This is a genomic window from Iodidimonas muriae (genome assembly GCF_014647255.1).
GTDB lineage: Bacteria > Pseudomonadota > Alphaproteobacteria > Sphingomonadales > Rhodothalassiaceae > Iodidimonas > Iodidimonas muriae.
Window position 1 is genome coordinate 311613 of the sequence record NZ_BMOV01000001.1, and the last position, 13577, is coordinate 325189.

The following is a 13577-nucleotide window of genomic DNA, read 5'->3' on the forward strand; positions in this document are numbered from 1 at the left end:
AACAGAAACTATCTGAAAAGAATAATCGGGCAAATGATGGCATATATTGGGTTAGGCAGTAATCTTTCTACTAAAGCGGGCAATTCTGAAAAAACATTACGTTCTGCGCTTTCTCTTCTTCCCAACTTTGGCGTTACTATCAAGGAAATTTCCCCTTTTTACACTACAGCGCCTATCGGTCCTTTTGTACAGCCTGATTATGTCAATGCAGTGGCACATATTATCTGGGAAAAGGATGCCCGGAGTCTTTTAAATCAATTACATAAGGTCGAGGCCTTATTTTTGCGGGAGCGCACCCAACGATGGCAGGCACGCACATTGGATCTGGATCTTCTGGACTTTGACAGTCTGGTGGTCCCCGATGAGGAGAGTTGGGAGCGGGCAGGGCGCACATCCAAGGCTCCGGATGGCTTGATCCTTCCGCATCCAAGATTACATCAGCGACAATTTGTATTAAAACCTTTTTCCGATATCGCGCCAGAGTGGATTCATCCGGTTTTGAAGTGCACCATATCCGAGCTTTTGGCGGCATTGCCGGATCAAAATGTTCGCCGCTTGGACTGATATGGCTCTCATGCCTTGATGATTTAACAGCAAAAGTCCTGAAAAACCGGGCAAAATAGCGGCTTTTTTTGATGTCTTGAGGTCTGTGCCGATAAAGGCCAAGATGGAGTCGTGAAAAGGAAAGCAGCACATATAAGCGGCTTCCATTTTGGGGACTTTTCGGAGGATCGTTATGCCAAGGCACGCCGTGGAGCGGCTGGGCACTGTCACGCATCTGTCCATTCTGGATGAGACCGGTGCGGTCGATAAAGCGCTCGAGCCCGATATACCAGAAACCGACCTTTTGGAAATGCACAGGGCCATGCTGTATGGCCGTTGCTTTGACGAACGCATGTTGAAGCTGCAGCGGCAGGGCCGCATAGGCACCTTTGCGCCGATCAAAGGTCAGGAAGCGGCGCAAATTGGAGCGGCGGCACATTTGCGCCCGTCCGATTGGCTGGTGCCGTCTTTTCGTGAAATTGCCGCCCAGATTTGGCGTGGGGCAAAGCCGCGCGATATTTGGTTGTTTGCCGCCGGATATAATGAAGGTGTGGCAATTCCGGAAGACGCGCGGGATTTGCCGCTTTGCGTGCCGGTGGCCACACAATTGCTCCATGCCGCCGGGGTGGCTTATGCCACAAAATATCGCGGTGAAGATGATATTGTGATGACATTCCATGGGGATGGCGCCACATCGGAAGGCGATTTCCACGAGGCATTGAATTTTTCCGGTGTTTTAGATCTTCCGGTAGTATTTGTATGTCAGAACAATCAATGGGCAATTTCCTTGCCTTTAGCCAAGCAGACCCGATCCAAAACCATCGCCCAAAAAGCGGTCGCTTACGGTATTCCCGGCCTGCGCGTGGATGGAAATGACATATTGGCGGTATGGGTTGCTGCGAAAGAAGCGGTGGACCGTGCCCGAAATGAACAGATTCCCACACTTTTGGAATGTGTGACTTACCGCATGGAGGTGCATACCACCGCCGATGACCCCACCCGATATCGCACGGAAGACGATGTGGCCCCGTGGCGCAAGCGCGATCCCATCAGCCGCTTCGAGACATATCTGAAGGCAAAGGGGCTGATCGATGACAAAACCCTAAAGGGCATGCGCGAGACTTTCCGCGATGCGTTGAAACATGATTGGCAAGAAACCCAAGAACGCATCGAAGAGCTGGATGCCGGCGATCCGATGGGCATTTTCGATGCGCTTTATGCGCAGGATTATCCACATATTACCGAGCAGAAAGCCTATTTCCGTGAACGTTTGAAACGGGAGCGGGCCCATGGCTGAACTTACGATGATTCAAGCGGTTAACCTGGCCATGCGCGAAGCATTGGCAGAGGATGACGCTGTGATCTTGTTGGGGCAAGATGTGGGGGTGGATGGTGGAATTTTTCGCGCCACCCAAGGATTGATAGAAGATTTCGGGGCGGCCCGTGTGCTGGACACGCCATTGGCTGAAGCCGGGATCATTGGCATGGCGGTGGGCATGGCGCTGAACGGGATGAAGCCGGTGGCCGAGATGCAGTTTTCCGGCTTTTCCTATCAGGCGTTTCACCAGATTGAAAATCATGTGGCGCGGTTTCGCTGGCGCACCAATGGGCGTTTTTCTGTCCCTATGGTTATCCGCATGCCTTATGGCGCGGGGGTGCGGGCCTTGGAACACCATTCCGAAAGCCGCGAAGCCTATTGGGCGCACACGCCGGGTCTGAAATTGGTGATCCCGTCTGGCCCCATAAAGGCGCGGGCGCTTTTGGCCGCGGCGATCCGCGATCCCGATCCGGTGATTTTCTATGAACCCAAAGCCCTTTATCGCGCCTTTAAAGAAGACGTTCCCGATGTGGCCGAGCCTATCAAGATCGGCAAGGCGGATGTGGTGCGTGTGGGTAAGGATCTTACGCTGATTGCTTATGGGGCCATGTTGCCCCGGGCGGTGGACGCGGCAACCAAGCTGGCCGGTGACGGGATCGAGGCCGAGGTGATCGACCTGATGACCATTTCGCCTTTGGATGAAGAGACCATCATCCAATCGGTGAAAAAAACCGGCCGGGCTGTGGTGGTGCATGAAGCATCGCGCAGTTTCGGGGTGGGGGCGGAGCTATGTGCGCGGATCAATGACAAGGCGTTTTTCCATCTGGAAGCGCCAGTGAAACGGGTCACAGGCTATGACATTCACCCACCATTTTTCGCCCGCGAACAGCATTATCTGCCCAGCGTTTTGCGGATTTATGATGAAGCGCGCGAAACCCTAACTATCTGAACGGAGGCTCCATGCGACAGGATTTCAGGTTGCAAGACCCCGGTGAAGGCATTCACGAGGTTGAGGTTCAGGACATATTGGTGAAGCCCGGCGATGTGGTGGAAGATGGCGACACCGCCTTTGTGGTGGAATCTGATAAAGCCGCCATCGAGCTTCCCTCTCCTTATCACGGAACGGTGGCTGATATTCCCGTAAAAATCGGGGACATCGTTCGAGTGGGCGATGTTTTGATGACCGTAGAAACCGATGAAAAGGCGGTTGCATCAAAGGGAGAGGCTGCGTCTGACGCCCCTTCAATCAAGCAGGAAAATGAAGCGGGACCATCTGCGCAAAAGAGGGACGATGCGCCCGCCCATACTGGCTCCATAAAGGCAGCGCCCACAGCGCGCCGCTTGGCAAAAGAGCGCCATATTTCCCTTGCTGATATAAGGCCCACAGGGTCCAAGGGCCATATCACGCGCGCCGATGTGGAGGCTTATGAAAAAGGCACGCAGATAAGGGAAGGACAGGGGAGCATCACAGCATCCCCCTTGCCGGATTTTTCACAATTCGGGCCGGTGCGCCGCACAGCCTTGCAATCGATCCGCAAGGCCACAGCACGGCATATGGCAAAGGCATGGGCGGAAATCCCCCATGTGATGCTGGAAGAACGCATCGACCTGACCGGGTTGGAACGCCGGCGTAAGCGCCACGCAATGGCTTTGGTGGAAAAAGGCGGGCCGCCCCTTACTTTATTGCCCTTTGTGGTAAAGGCCGTGACCATCGCCTTGAAGCAGCATCCGCGTTTCAATGCCAGCCTTGATATGGTCCGGGAAGAGATTGTCGAAAAAGACTATATCCATATGGGCATTGCCATGGATTCCGATCGTGGCCTGTTGGTGCCGGTGCTTCGGGATGCGGATCGGCTGGGCATTGTTGAATTGGCCGCAGCCTTGAAAGACCTGTCGGAGCGGGTGCGGGCGGGCAAAGCCGGTCCTGCCGATTTAAAGGGCGGGACATTTTCCATCACCAATATGGGTGCATTGGGGGGGACCGGCTTTTTCCCCATCATCAACTATCCTGAATCGGCCATATTGGGCATGGGGCGGGGCAAGATCGAACCGGTGATTATCGGTGATCTGGACCATTATCATGTGGAAGCGGGCTTTATCGTTCCATTTTCGTTGAGCTTTGATCATCGCCTGAATGATGGGGCGGATGCGGCGCGGTTCTTATCCACGGTCCGGTCTGTGTTGACCGACCCTGATGCTATGGCCTTGACCATGTGACGGGGTTTTTTCTGCATCATTTACAAGCCGATATGATCAATCCTCTTTTGCCTGATGTCCGTTGCGGATAGTGTTGGAGACTGTGGGATTATCCAAAGGGTGAGATGATGTTGAGAAATGGCCGGTTTGGGACATATAGCCTGTGCGGTGCGCTTGGTTTGGTGCTTTTGGTGACGGCGTGCACCACCGCTCCTGTAAGCGGTCGGCGGCAACTGATTCTGGTGTCTCCAGAACAAAGCACGGCCTTGGGCCTGGAAGCCTATCAACAGATCAAGCAACAAACGCCGATTGTTACCGGAACGCAAGAAGCCCGGATGGTAGAGCGTGTGGGGGAAGCCATCAGCAAGGTGGTGGAAGGGGCAGAGGGATTCGAATGGGAATTTACCTTGTTCCGCGATGAAACACCCAATGCTTTTGCGCTGCCCGGTGGCAAGGTGGGGGTGAATACAGGCCTGTTTGATGTTGCCAAAACAGAGGCGCAGCTGGCCGCCGTTCTGGGCCATGAAATTGGCCATGTGATGGCGCGTCATTCCGCCGAGCGCATGAGCCGCGATATGGCAACGCAGCTTGGTCTTTCGGTTTTGGGTGCCGCCACCCAAAGTCAGGAAATGGTGGGGCTGGTATCCAATGCGGCAACTTTGGGGGTCAGCTTGCCGTTCAATCGCAGCCAGGAATCCGAAGCCGACCGCATTGGCCTGATTTATATGGCCAAAGCAGGCTATGATCCCCGTGCTGCAGTTGATCTTTGGGCAAATTTTGCGGCAGTAGGCGGTGAGCGGCCCCCGAAATTCCTGTCCACTCACCCCTTGCCGGAAGACCGCATCGAGCGCATCAAGAAGCATCTGCCTGAAGCGCTGGTTTTTTATAAAGGCAATTAATGAACGGGGGGCGATCCGCCATCCCAATTCTTTAATTGGTCGATCAGATCCCGCCGCAAAGATGGATTGGCCCCCAATGCCACGCCCATAAGCAAAGCAACGCCAAGGGTCGTTTTCGGACGATCCTTCATGCTTTTGCCGATCATTTCCCCGATATCGACCGCTTGCGCACTGGCGGAAGAGGCCGCAGACGCTTGAGTGTGATCCTTGGTTTTTTCTTTTTCCTGGCCAAGGGCCATATGCACCGCAGCCAATGCCAGTATCAGCAAAATTACAGCGGTAATGGACAGGGCTGCCCAGATGGGTAGATATAAAGCCAAAGCCGCCACCAACGCCCCGCATAATAAAATGGCAACAACGGCGATTAACACAGCGGCGACCAGGATCAGCAACAAACGCTTGGCGGCATCTGCAGCGGCGGCTCTGAAAAGATTGCCCCCAATCATTGTCAGCGCCGGTTCAAAAGTGCGCCGACCAGAAAGCCAAGGCCCAAAGCAATCGCCAAAGCGGTAAGCGGGTTCTGTTCGATGCTGCCTTCAATCTGCTTTAAACCGGCTTCGCTTTTTGCACGGGCTTCACGCAAATGCCGTGCGGCGGCTTCACGGGCTTCCTGGCCTTTGGCGCTGGCATCGTCACCGAAGGCTCCGACAAGAGCCGCAATATCGGCACGCAGTTTCTGGACATCGGTTTTAAGGGCGTCCATTTCATCGGTATATTTTTTTTCTGTGGCCATGTTTCGATCTCCTGAAGAATGATGGTTCGGGCGTATTTCAAGCTAACGGTTCGCACAGATATTCGTTCCGAATCTATTGCAAAGCATCTGCTGGCGAAAAGCAATCTAGGGCCAGGCGGGGCTTTTGTGATTGAGCCAGATCAATCCGACTAAATTCTTGTTTTATCGGGAAAGATGAGGCGCTTTTTTCATGTCTTCGGGAATTATCCCTTGTATGCTACGGCATTGTGAACAATGTGTTCTCTGAGCCGTTAGGTTTCTGTCGGTGATGATGCTTGGGTCTTCTGTTTCTGCATGTGGTTTTGCCCCGGGGTTTCGGCGGCAATCATGGCATGAAACGGTGGCCGGCATTGTGTTTTGGATTTCTTTGATCGGAGACGATTTATGTTCGAATTGCCCAAACTCCCTTATGCAAAAGATGCGCTTGAGCCGCATATGTCAGCACAAACCCTCGAATTTCATCATGGCAAGCATCATGCGAAATATGTTGAAGTTGCCAATGATCTGATCAAGGGAACCGATAAAGAAGGGCAGTCGCTCGAGTCGTTGATCGTGTCCAGCTTTGGCAAGGATGCCAAGCTGTTCAATAATGCCGGCCAGATTTTCAATCATAACGAATTCTGGAAGTGCATGTCTCCCAATGGCGGGGGCGCGATCCCTGCGGCGCTGGAAGCCAAAATTGTGGAGGCGTTTGGGTCTGTGGATGCCTTCAAGGAAAAATTTGTGGCCGAAGGGGGCGCGCAATTCGGCTCTGGATGGGTTTGGCTGGTTTTGAAAGATGGCAAGCTGGAAATCATGAAAACAGCCAATGCGGAAAGCCCGCTGGTGCATGGTGCCACGCCGCTTTTGGTGGCTGATGTTTGGGAACATGCCTATTATCTGGATTATCAGAACCGCCGTCCCGATTTCTTGAAAACCTTCATCGAAAAGCTGGTGAATTGGGACTATGTGGCGGAAAATCTGGCCAAAGCCTAAGCCGAAAAAGCCCATCGGGCTTTGATACGACGAGCGGAAAATCAGAAAGGTGCATGCTTTTGTCATGCGCCTTTTTTGTTCCCTGAAAAAATCAAGCCCTGTGTTTTTATCAAGATAGAATGTTTCATGAACATGTCTGATAAGAACGAGAGATCAGCGCTTCCTGTGCTTATTAATACATTGAATTTAACTAAAAATTAATTACCATTCTTTTGACGTATTTTTTCATCTACTGTCTCTGTTCAAGATGGGAGAACGGACGATGGAACACGCTATTCTCGACCAGATGAAGCACGAGATACCGCATCTGCGCCGCTATGCCCGCTTTCTGACACGGGATCTGGATCAAGCCGAAGATCTGGTTCAGGATTCACTGGAGCGCGCGATCACCCGGGTGGACCGCTTCCGGGAAGGGTCGAATTTACGATCGTGGATGTTCACGATCATGCATAATCTGCATATTGACGGGTGCCGGAGCACCAAACGACGCGGGGTCCATGTGCCCGTGGAGGATTGGACGGAAGGATTGTCGCATCCGGCTCCGCAGCCTTGGAATATGGAAGCGCGGGAATTTGTCCGCGATTTTGATCGTCTGAGCCAGTCGGAGCAGAATGTGGTGATGATGGTGGGGGTGCATGGCTTTAAATATGAAGAAGCGGCCCAAAGGCTTGGGCTGGCTGTGGGCACCGTTAAAAGCAGATTGTTCCGCGCCCGTTTGTCATTGCGGGAAATGAACGGCAGCACCAAACATTAAAACCGCACCGGATCGGGCTGTGTGGGGTTCGGTTCTTGCCTGAATAGTGTGAAACCGGCGTTACAGAAATTGCATCTTATCAATGGACCGGATAGGACGGTTGATAGGAACAGGTGATTTCTGTGAAAGCTGCAAGTTCTATGCGCCCGGTTGTTTTCTCTATTTTTGCACTGCTTTTATGTGCGGCAATTTTGCAATTGGCCAATGGCTTGCAATTTACGCTGGTGCCTGTGCGCGCCGAGGCAGAAAATTTCGGTGATCTTGCCATCGCGCTTTTGGGATCGGGCTATTTCGCTGGCTATTTGATCGGCTGCATCATCGGCGCCCCGTTGATTGGTCGCGTGGGGCATGTGCGGGTGCTCACGGCCGTGCTGGCGGGTATTTGTGCCTTTGCCTTGCTTTACCCTTTGGCCATTGGCGAAGTGTTTTGGATGCTGGCGCGTGTGGGGACCGGCGTTTGTCTGGCCATTGCCTATATGGCCATTGAAAGCTGGCTGAATGAACGGGCCCCCAATTCTGCACGCGGCGCGGTGCTGTCTCTTTATGCCTTGATCGGCATGACCATGCTGGCGGCTGGCCAGTTTTTACTGATGGCCTATCCAATAGGCGGTTTTCAGCTTTTTTCACTGGTCGCCATATTCACGGCTTTGGCCGCTATCCCGGTTGCCCTGACGCGGGCCCCGTTACCCGTGCCCGTACCGCAACCACGCCTTCGGATGCGCTCTTTGCTGAATGTGTCGCGGGTGTCGGTGGCGGGCAGCATTGCGGTGGGCTTTGCAAATAGTGCCTTTTGGGCTTTTGGACCGATTTTTGCGGCCCGTAACGGCATGAATGTGGATCAGATCAGCCTGTTCATGGCGCTTACTTTGTTCGGCGGCGCGGTGCTGATGTGGCCCATGGGGTATTTGTCCGATCGCCATGACCGGCGGTTGGTGGCAGGGCTGATCAGCGCGGGGGCTTTTGTTTGCGGTGTTGGACTTGTTCTGGTGGCCGGAAAATCGCTTTATGGAACATTGGCTCTTGGGTGCCTGTTTGGCGGTTTTGCCTTCACCATTCAGCCAATTTGCATTGCCCATGCCAATGACCATGCAAGACCGGAAAATTTTGTCAGCATTTCCGGAGGGCTGTTGTTTCTTTATGGGGCCAGTTCGTTATTCGGGCCTTTGGCAACGGCATTTCTGATCGACCATTATGGGGCGGAAATGCTATTTGTTTTCATAGCCGCTGTGCACGGGCTTGGCGCTTTGTCGATTTTTTACCTGCGGATGTTGCGGGCCCCGACACCGGATGCCGAGAAGGAAGACTTCCAACTAACGCCGCGCACCACCATGGCGGCCTTTCAGCTGCATGACCATGACGAACCGACGCCGCCGTCAGATGAGCATAGCGAGGCTCAGTCTTTATAGATTTCGACCTTTGGTTCGGGATGGGTGCTGGTTAATTGGCCGCGATACATGCCTTCGGTGTTGAAGCTATAGGCAATGGCTCCGTCATGGGCGAGGGCGATCACCCCGCCATCACCGCCCAATTGGGTGAGGTTCTGGTGGATCACCTGATCGGCGGCTTGCTGCACGGAATAGCTTTTATATTCCATCAGGGCGCAGATTTCGCGGGCCACCGTTGCGCGGATGAAATATTCGCCTGTGCCGGTGGCCGATACGCCACAGCTTTTGTTATTGGCATAGGTTCCCGCACCAATGATCGGGCTATCGCCAATGCGGCCCCACATTTTGTTGGTCAATCCACCGGTGGAGGTGCCAGCGGCGATATTGCCGTCTTTATCCAGCGCCACAGCGCCCACGGTGCCGAATTCATGATCGCCGGGCGTGCTCAATAGCAGCAAGGCTTCCTTGTCTTTCTTTTGCACGGCCAAAAGTTGCTGATAGCGGCGTTCCGTATGGAAATAAGTGGGAGAAACCAGCGTGATATCATGGTCGCGGGCAAAGGCTTCCGCCCCTTCACGGGCCAGCATCACATGGCGCGATTGCTCCATCACGGCGCGGGCCAGCGTGATGGGATTGCGCACCCGGGTAACGCCGGTGATGGCTCCGGCATTCAAGGTGCGGCCATCCATGATGGCGGCGTCCAGTTCATTGCGCCCGTCATGGGTGAACACCGCCCCTTTGCCGGCGTTAAAAAGATCGCTGTCTTCCATCACCATGATGCTTGCGGTTACGGCATCAAGGGCGGTGCCTCCGCTTTCCAGCACCGCGCGCCCTTTCATCAGGGCATCGCTAAGGGCGATACGATAGGCCGCTTCGGTTTCATCGGTCATGCTGTCACGGGTGATGGTGCCTGCACCTCCGTGAATCACCAAAGAATAGATATGGTCCTGGGCAAAGGCCGCTTGGTGGGGAAGGGCCGAAATCATCCCCAAAACCCCTAAGCTGACAAGAATATGGCGATAAAACATAGCTATCTCCCGGTGGCTTGGCTCAGGCCTATTTTCGATTGAATAGTCTACGCTTTCACCCGGTCTTCGCAAGACTGTTGGCAGCTTGGGCCGGAGGGGGCGAGGCCGTGATGCGATCCCGGATTTCAATTTTTGAAAATTGCCGCTTGTAAATGCGGAAAGGATCAGTCATATGGGCGTCACGTACGCGCACGTGCCTCTGTCCCGTTGGATTGGTTACGTAACGACGCGTGCTCTTTTTGTTGGTTGGGCTGGCGGCCTTTTTCAATGAGCCAGCACTGATTGATAAAGGGAGTCGCCAATGGCCTCCAACGAAGTGCGCTGCCCGGGTGGAATTTCCTCTCGCGGGCTTAAGATACTCGCCAATGACCGAGGGTTCTGGCGATTCAGATTTGTGGTTCTCGACAAACATAGTCCGAGACGGAAATAGCTCCCCCATAAGGAGCATTGCCGTCGCCGCCTGTTCCGTCTCTGCATTTATGAGCGGGCATGCGGTTGGTGAACTTTTCGTTCGCGTATCTTTTGGTAGCGAGCCCTTCGCGTTCACTCAGGACTGATGCCATGACCGCCCTTTATGCTTTCGCCCCCCCTGCTGTTGAAACCGGCTTTGATACGGCTGTGCCGATGTTTTCGACCGTCGAAGAAGTGGTTTCGACCATTGCCGACGATCAGCCCATTCATGTGCTTTATCGCCAAACCATAGAAGGGGCGGCGCGGGACTTTCTGGCCGGATTTCCCGGTCAGGTGATGTATGCGGTGAAGTGCAATCCCACCCCTGCGGTGCTGGAAACCTTGAGCATGGCCGGTATTCGCAATTTCGATGTGGCCTCGATCGAGGAAATCGATGCCGTGCGCCGGATCGACCGCTCGGCCCGTTTGTATTTCATGCACCCGGTGAAAAGCCGCCGGGCCATCCGTTATGCTTATCTTGCCGGTGTGCGGGATTTCGCATTGGATAGCGAAGACGAACTGGCCAAAATTCTGGAAGAAACTCAGGCGTCGGACCTGTCCTTGTTTGTGCGCCTGGGCTTGCCCAAAGGGGATGCGGCGCTGGATTTGTCGGGCAAATTCGGCATTGCAGGCGATGAAGCGGTGTCTTTGTTGCGTGCGGCCCGCAAAGCGTCGAAATCTCTGGCCGTGAGCTTTCATGTCGGATCGCAATGTATGAATCCGGAAAGCTATGCGCGGGCGATTGAAAAAGTGCGCGCCCTTGTGGATCAGGCCGGTGTGACCATTGATAGCCTTGATGTGGGAGGCGGTTTTCCGGTGGCTTATCCGGATATGGCGCCGCCACCATTGGAGGCTTTCATGGAGGCTATCATGGAAGCGGTGGCGGACAATGGTTTTGGCGACACGGACCTTTTGTGCGAACCGGGGCGGGCTTTGGTCGGCGAGGGCGGCTCTGTTCTGGTGAAGGTGGAATTGCGCAAAGGCAATGCACTTTATTTGAATGATGGTACCTTTGGTGCATTGTTCGATGCCGGGTCCATTGGCTGGCGCTATCCCGTGCGGCGGGTGGATGTGCGAAACAGAAAAGAGGCGGCTCATGGCCAGGAAACCATGGAAGCCTTTCGCTTTTTCGGGCCCACCTGTGACAGCATGGATGTAATGGAAGGGCCGTTTTTGTTGCCCGCCGATATTGGCGAAGGGGATTGGATCGAGATCGGGCATTTGGGGGCTTATGGCATTTCCATGCGCACCCGCTTTAACGGATTTCATTCCGACCTGACCGTGGCCGTTGGCCCTAGGGAAGCGCAAGGCACCAATGTGGTTTCCTTGCCACTGACCCTTGGGACCGCAATGGCCAATACATAGTAAAGTCAAAAGAGGACGCAGCATGGCTGACACAGAGATCAATACCAATCGCAAGGCCGAGCTTTTGTCAAAGCCGGTGGAACATATCGACATCACCGCCTTTGATGCGCGGCCTTTGGTTGCGGCCATGGGAAAAATGTCGTTTACCTCACGCGATACGGCACGCGCAGCTGAAATTTATAACCGCATGTTGGCGGATAAGGATTGTTCGGTGATCCTGACTCTGGCCGGTTCCACGTCGGCGGGGGGCTGCATGCATGTGTACCGCGATCTGGTAAAGGCGGGGATGGTGGATGCCATCGTTTCCACCGGTGCATCGATCATCGATATGGACTTTTTCGAAGCGCTGGGCTTCAAGCACTATCAAGGGGATTCCACCCTTGATGATAACGAATTGCGCGGCATGTATATCGACCGCATCTATGATACCTTTATCGATGAAGAAGAGCTGCAAGCCTGCGATCATACCATTCTGGAAATCGCCAACAGCTTGGAAGCTCGGCCTTATTCCAGCCGCGAATTCATCCATGAAATGGGACGTTGGCTGAAAAGCAATGCCAAGAAAAAAGACAGCCTGATCGAAACATGCTTCGATCATGATGTGCCTATTTTCTGCCCGGCCTTTACCGATAGCTCCGCAGGCTTTGGCCTTGTGAAGCATCAGGTGGAACGGATGAAGGAAAAGCAGCCTTATCTGACCATAGATTCCATCGCTGATTTCCGCGAATTGACGGATATCAAGATTGAAGCCGGCTCCACAGGCTTGTTCATGGTGGGCGGCGGTGTGCCGAAGAATTTTGTGCAAGATACGGTGGTATGCGCCGAAATTCTCGGTGTAGATGCGGAAATGCACAAATACGCCATCCAGATCACCGTGGCCGACAGCCGCGACGGGGCTTGTTCCTCTTCAACGCTGAAAGAAGCGTCAAGCTGGGGCAAGGTGGAAACGGTCTATGAACAGATGGTGTTCGCCGAAGCCACCACCGTGGTGCCGCTGATCGCATCGGATGCTTATCATCAAGGGCATTGGAAGGACCGAAAACCGCGCCACTTCAACCGTCTGTTTGATTGATCCGTTGGTAAATCATTCAAATAAAAAGGCCGCGCCCCTCAATCGGGTGCGGCCTTTTTGATGGGAGAACGCTATCGCTTAGAACACATCGGCGATGGTGGCGCCGCCATCAGCGATGATGGTCTGGCCGGTAATATAACGCGCCGCAGGGCTTGCCAGGAAAACAGCAACACCGGCCATATCCTCGGGATCGCCAATGCGGCCAGCGGGCGTGATCTTTTCCACATAGGCGCGGGACTTCGGATCGTCCCACAGCGCTTTGGCAAAATCGGTTTTGATCAGCCCCGGTGCCAGGCAATTGATGCGTACCCCCTTGGGCGACCATTCCACCGCCAGATTGCGGGCCACCTGAAAATCTGCGGCTTTGGAAATGGCATAAACACCGAGATTCTTGCTGCCCGAAAGGCCGGCAATAGAGGAAACAAGGACAATGGCCCCGTCGCCGCGTTCCGCCATTTCCGGCAAGACCATATGGGAGAGCTTGATGTTCGACCGCACATTATTGCCGATGATCTTGTCGAACGCATCGTCAGAGACATCGGCCATGGAGCCATAAACCGGGTTCGACGCGGCATTGCATACCAGAATGTCGATGCGTCCGAAGGTCTTGCGGGTTTCTTCCACAAGATTGGCCAATTGGGCATTGTCCGAGATATTGCACGGAATCACCGCCGCCGTGCCGCCTTTGGCACGGATTTCTTCGGCCACCGGCTCGCAAGAGGCGGCCTTGCGTGACGACACCACCACTTTGGCACCGCAATCGGCCATGGCAAGGGCGATGGCACGGCCAATGCCCCGCGATGATCCGGTAACGATAGCGACTTTATCTTGCAGCGAAAAAAGGGCAGTCATGGTGATC

The 13577-nt window shown here is 54.2% G+C and carries 14 protein-coding genes; 10 read left to right on the top strand and 4 right to left on the bottom strand.

Going from position 1 to position 13577, the window contains the following annotated elements; genetic code table 11:
* The first annotated feature begins 33 nt into the window (after positions 1-33).
* From folK to IEX96_RS01330, 5 genes are all read left to right on the top strand, one after another.
* The gene (gene folK / locus IEX96_RS01310) at positions 34-564 is read left to right on the top strand and encodes a 2-amino-4-hydroxy-6-hydroxymethyldihydropteridine diphosphokinase (RefSeq protein WP_229773449.1); all 531 of its coding nucleotides are present in this window, start codon (positions 34-36) and stop codon (positions 562-564) included.
* Positions 565-736: 172 nt separating this feature from the next.
* The gene (gene pdhA, locus IEX96_RS01315; protein ID WP_150004745.1) at positions 737-1840 is read left to right on the top strand and encodes a pyruvate dehydrogenase (acetyl-transferring) E1 component subunit alpha; all 1104 of its coding nucleotides are present in this window, start codon (positions 737-739) and stop codon (positions 1838-1840) included.
* The gene (locus IEX96_RS01320) at positions 1833-2810 is read left to right on the top strand and encodes an alpha-ketoacid dehydrogenase subunit beta (protein ID WP_150004746.1); all 978 of its coding nucleotides are present in this window, start codon (positions 1833-1835) and stop codon (positions 2808-2810) included. The genes pdhA and IEX96_RS01320 overlap by 8 nt, the downstream gene beginning before the upstream one ends.
* 11 nt (positions 2811-2821) lie before the next feature.
* The gene (locus IEX96_RS01325; protein WP_188873352.1) at positions 2822-4078 is read left to right on the top strand and encodes a dihydrolipoamide acetyltransferase family protein; all 1257 of its coding nucleotides are present in this window, start codon (positions 2822-2824) and stop codon (positions 4076-4078) included.
* Positions 4079-4182: 104 nt separating this feature from the next.
* Positions 4183-4956 carry a M48 family metallopeptidase gene (locus tag IEX96_RS01330; RefSeq protein ID WP_210431075.1) on the top strand — a complete coding sequence of 258 codons (774 nt, stop codon included), beginning with the start codon at positions 4183-4185 and terminating at the stop codon, positions 4954-4956.
* On the opposite strand, the gene IEX96_RS01335 is transcribed toward IEX96_RS01330, so the two are convergent.
* Both IEX96_RS01335 and IEX96_RS01340 read right to left on the bottom strand, forming a co-directional pair.
* Entirely contained in the window at positions 4953-5402 is a 450-nt protein-coding gene (locus IEX96_RS01335) for a hypothetical protein (protein ID WP_150004749.1), read from the bottom strand. The genes IEX96_RS01330 and IEX96_RS01335 overlap by 4 nt on opposite strands.
* A gap of 2 nt (positions 5403-5404) precedes the next feature.
* Positions 5405-5689 carry an ElaB/YgaM/YqjD family protein gene (locus tag IEX96_RS01340; RefSeq protein WP_149999237.1) on the bottom strand — a complete coding sequence of 95 codons (285 nt, stop codon included), beginning with the start codon at positions 5687-5689 and terminating at the stop codon, positions 5405-5407.
* Between the two features lie 384 nt (positions 5690-6073).
* Between IEX96_RS01340 and IEX96_RS01345 the strand changes: the two genes are divergently transcribed.
* The 3 genes from IEX96_RS01345 (at position 6074) to IEX96_RS01355 (ending at position 8824) form a co-directional block, all read left to right on the top strand.
* A complete protein-coding gene (locus IEX96_RS01345; protein WP_149999238.1) occupies positions 6074-6664 on the top strand; it encodes a superoxide dismutase in 591 nt (196 codons plus the stop codon).
* A 262-nt stretch (positions 6665-6926) separates the two neighbouring features.
* Positions 6927-7418, top strand: a complete 492-nt coding sequence (locus IEX96_RS01350) for an RNA polymerase sigma factor (RefSeq protein ID WP_188873353.1) — start codon at positions 6927-6929, stop codon at positions 7416-7418.
* A gap of 122 nt (positions 7419-7540) precedes the next feature.
* Complete coding sequence (locus tag IEX96_RS01355; RefSeq protein WP_188873354.1) at positions 7541-8824, top strand: MFS transporter; 1284 nt, start codon at positions 7541-7543, stop codon at positions 8822-8824.
* Here the strand turns inward: IEX96_RS01355 and IEX96_RS01360 are convergent.
* Positions 8812-9831: an isoaspartyl peptidase/L-asparaginase family protein gene (locus tag IEX96_RS01360; RefSeq protein ID WP_150004751.1), complete on the bottom strand. Its 1020-nt coding sequence runs from the start codon at positions 9829-9831 to the stop codon at positions 8812-8814. The two genes, IEX96_RS01355 and IEX96_RS01360, sit on opposite strands and share 13 nt — an antisense overlap.
* Before the next feature lie 561 nt (positions 9832-10392).
* Here IEX96_RS01360 and IEX96_RS01365 point away from each other — a divergent pair.
* Both IEX96_RS01365 and IEX96_RS01370 read left to right on the top strand, forming a co-directional pair.
* The gene (locus IEX96_RS01365; protein WP_150004752.1) at positions 10393-11646 is read left to right on the top strand and encodes a type III PLP-dependent enzyme; all 1254 of its coding nucleotides are present in this window, start codon (positions 10393-10395) and stop codon (positions 11644-11646) included.
* A gap of 22 nt (positions 11647-11668) precedes the next feature.
* The gene (locus tag IEX96_RS01370) at positions 11669-12718 is read left to right on the top strand and encodes a 1,9-bis(guanidino)-5-aza-nonane synthase (RefSeq protein WP_150004753.1); all 1050 of its coding nucleotides are present in this window, start codon (positions 11669-11671) and stop codon (positions 12716-12718) included.
* Between the two features lie 78 nt (positions 12719-12796).
* Here the strand turns inward: IEX96_RS01370 and IEX96_RS01375 are convergent, their stop codons facing one another.
* A complete protein-coding gene (locus tag IEX96_RS01375; protein ID WP_150004754.1) occupies positions 12797-13570 on the bottom strand; it encodes an SDR family NAD(P)-dependent oxidoreductase in 774 nt (257 codons plus the stop codon).
* Positions 13571-13577: the final 7 nt, after the last annotated feature.

What these genes read in the sequence shown, in the direction of transcription:
- IEX96_RS01365 (WP_150004752.1), top strand. Translation starts at nt 10,393, where the DNA reads ATGACCGCCCTTTATGCTTTCGCCCCCCCTGCTGTTGAAACCGGCTTT.
- pdhA (WP_150004745.1), top strand. Translation starts at nt 737, where the DNA reads ATGCCAAGGCACGCCGTGGAGCGGCTGGGCACTGTCACGCATCTGTCC.
- IEX96_RS01325 (WP_188873352.1), top strand. Translation starts at nt 2,822, where the DNA reads ATGCGACAGGATTTCAGGTTGCAAGACCCCGGTGAAGGCATTCACGAG.
- IEX96_RS01345 (WP_149999238.1), top strand. Translation starts at nt 6,074, where the DNA reads ATGTTCGAATTGCCCAAACTCCCTTATGCAAAAGATGCGCTTGAGCCG.
- IEX96_RS01320 (WP_150004746.1), top strand. Translation starts at nt 1,833, where the DNA reads ATGGCTGAACTTACGATGATTCAAGCGGTTAACCTGGCCATGCGCGAA.
- IEX96_RS01350 (WP_188873353.1), top strand. Translation starts at nt 6,927, where the DNA reads ATGGAACACGCTATTCTCGACCAGATGAAGCACGAGATACCGCATCTG.
- IEX96_RS01335 (WP_150004749.1), bottom strand. Translation starts at nt 5,402, where the DNA reads ATGATTGGGGGCAATCTTTTCAGAGCCGCCGCTGCAGATGCCGCCAAG.
- IEX96_RS01370 (WP_150004753.1), top strand. Translation starts at nt 11,669, where the DNA reads ATGGCTGACACAGAGATCAATACCAATCGCAAGGCCGAGCTTTTGTCA.
- IEX96_RS01375 (WP_150004754.1), bottom strand. Translation starts at nt 13,570, where the DNA reads ATGACTGCCCTTTTTTCGCTGCAAGATAAAGTCGCTATCGTTACCGGA.
- folK (WP_229773449.1), top strand. Translation starts at nt 34, where the DNA reads ATGATGGCATATATTGGGTTAGGCAGTAATCTTTCTACTAAAGCGGGC.
- IEX96_RS01330 (WP_210431075.1), top strand. Translation starts at nt 4,183, where the DNA reads ATGATGTTGAGAAATGGCCGGTTTGGGACATATAGCCTGTGCGGTGCG.
- IEX96_RS01360 (WP_150004751.1), bottom strand. Translation starts at nt 9,831, where the DNA reads ATGTTTTATCGCCATATTCTTGTCAGCTTAGGGGTTTTGGGGATGATT.
- IEX96_RS01340 (WP_149999237.1), bottom strand. Translation starts at nt 5,689, where the DNA reads ATGGCCACAGAAAAAAAATATACCGATGAAATGGACGCCCTTAAAACC.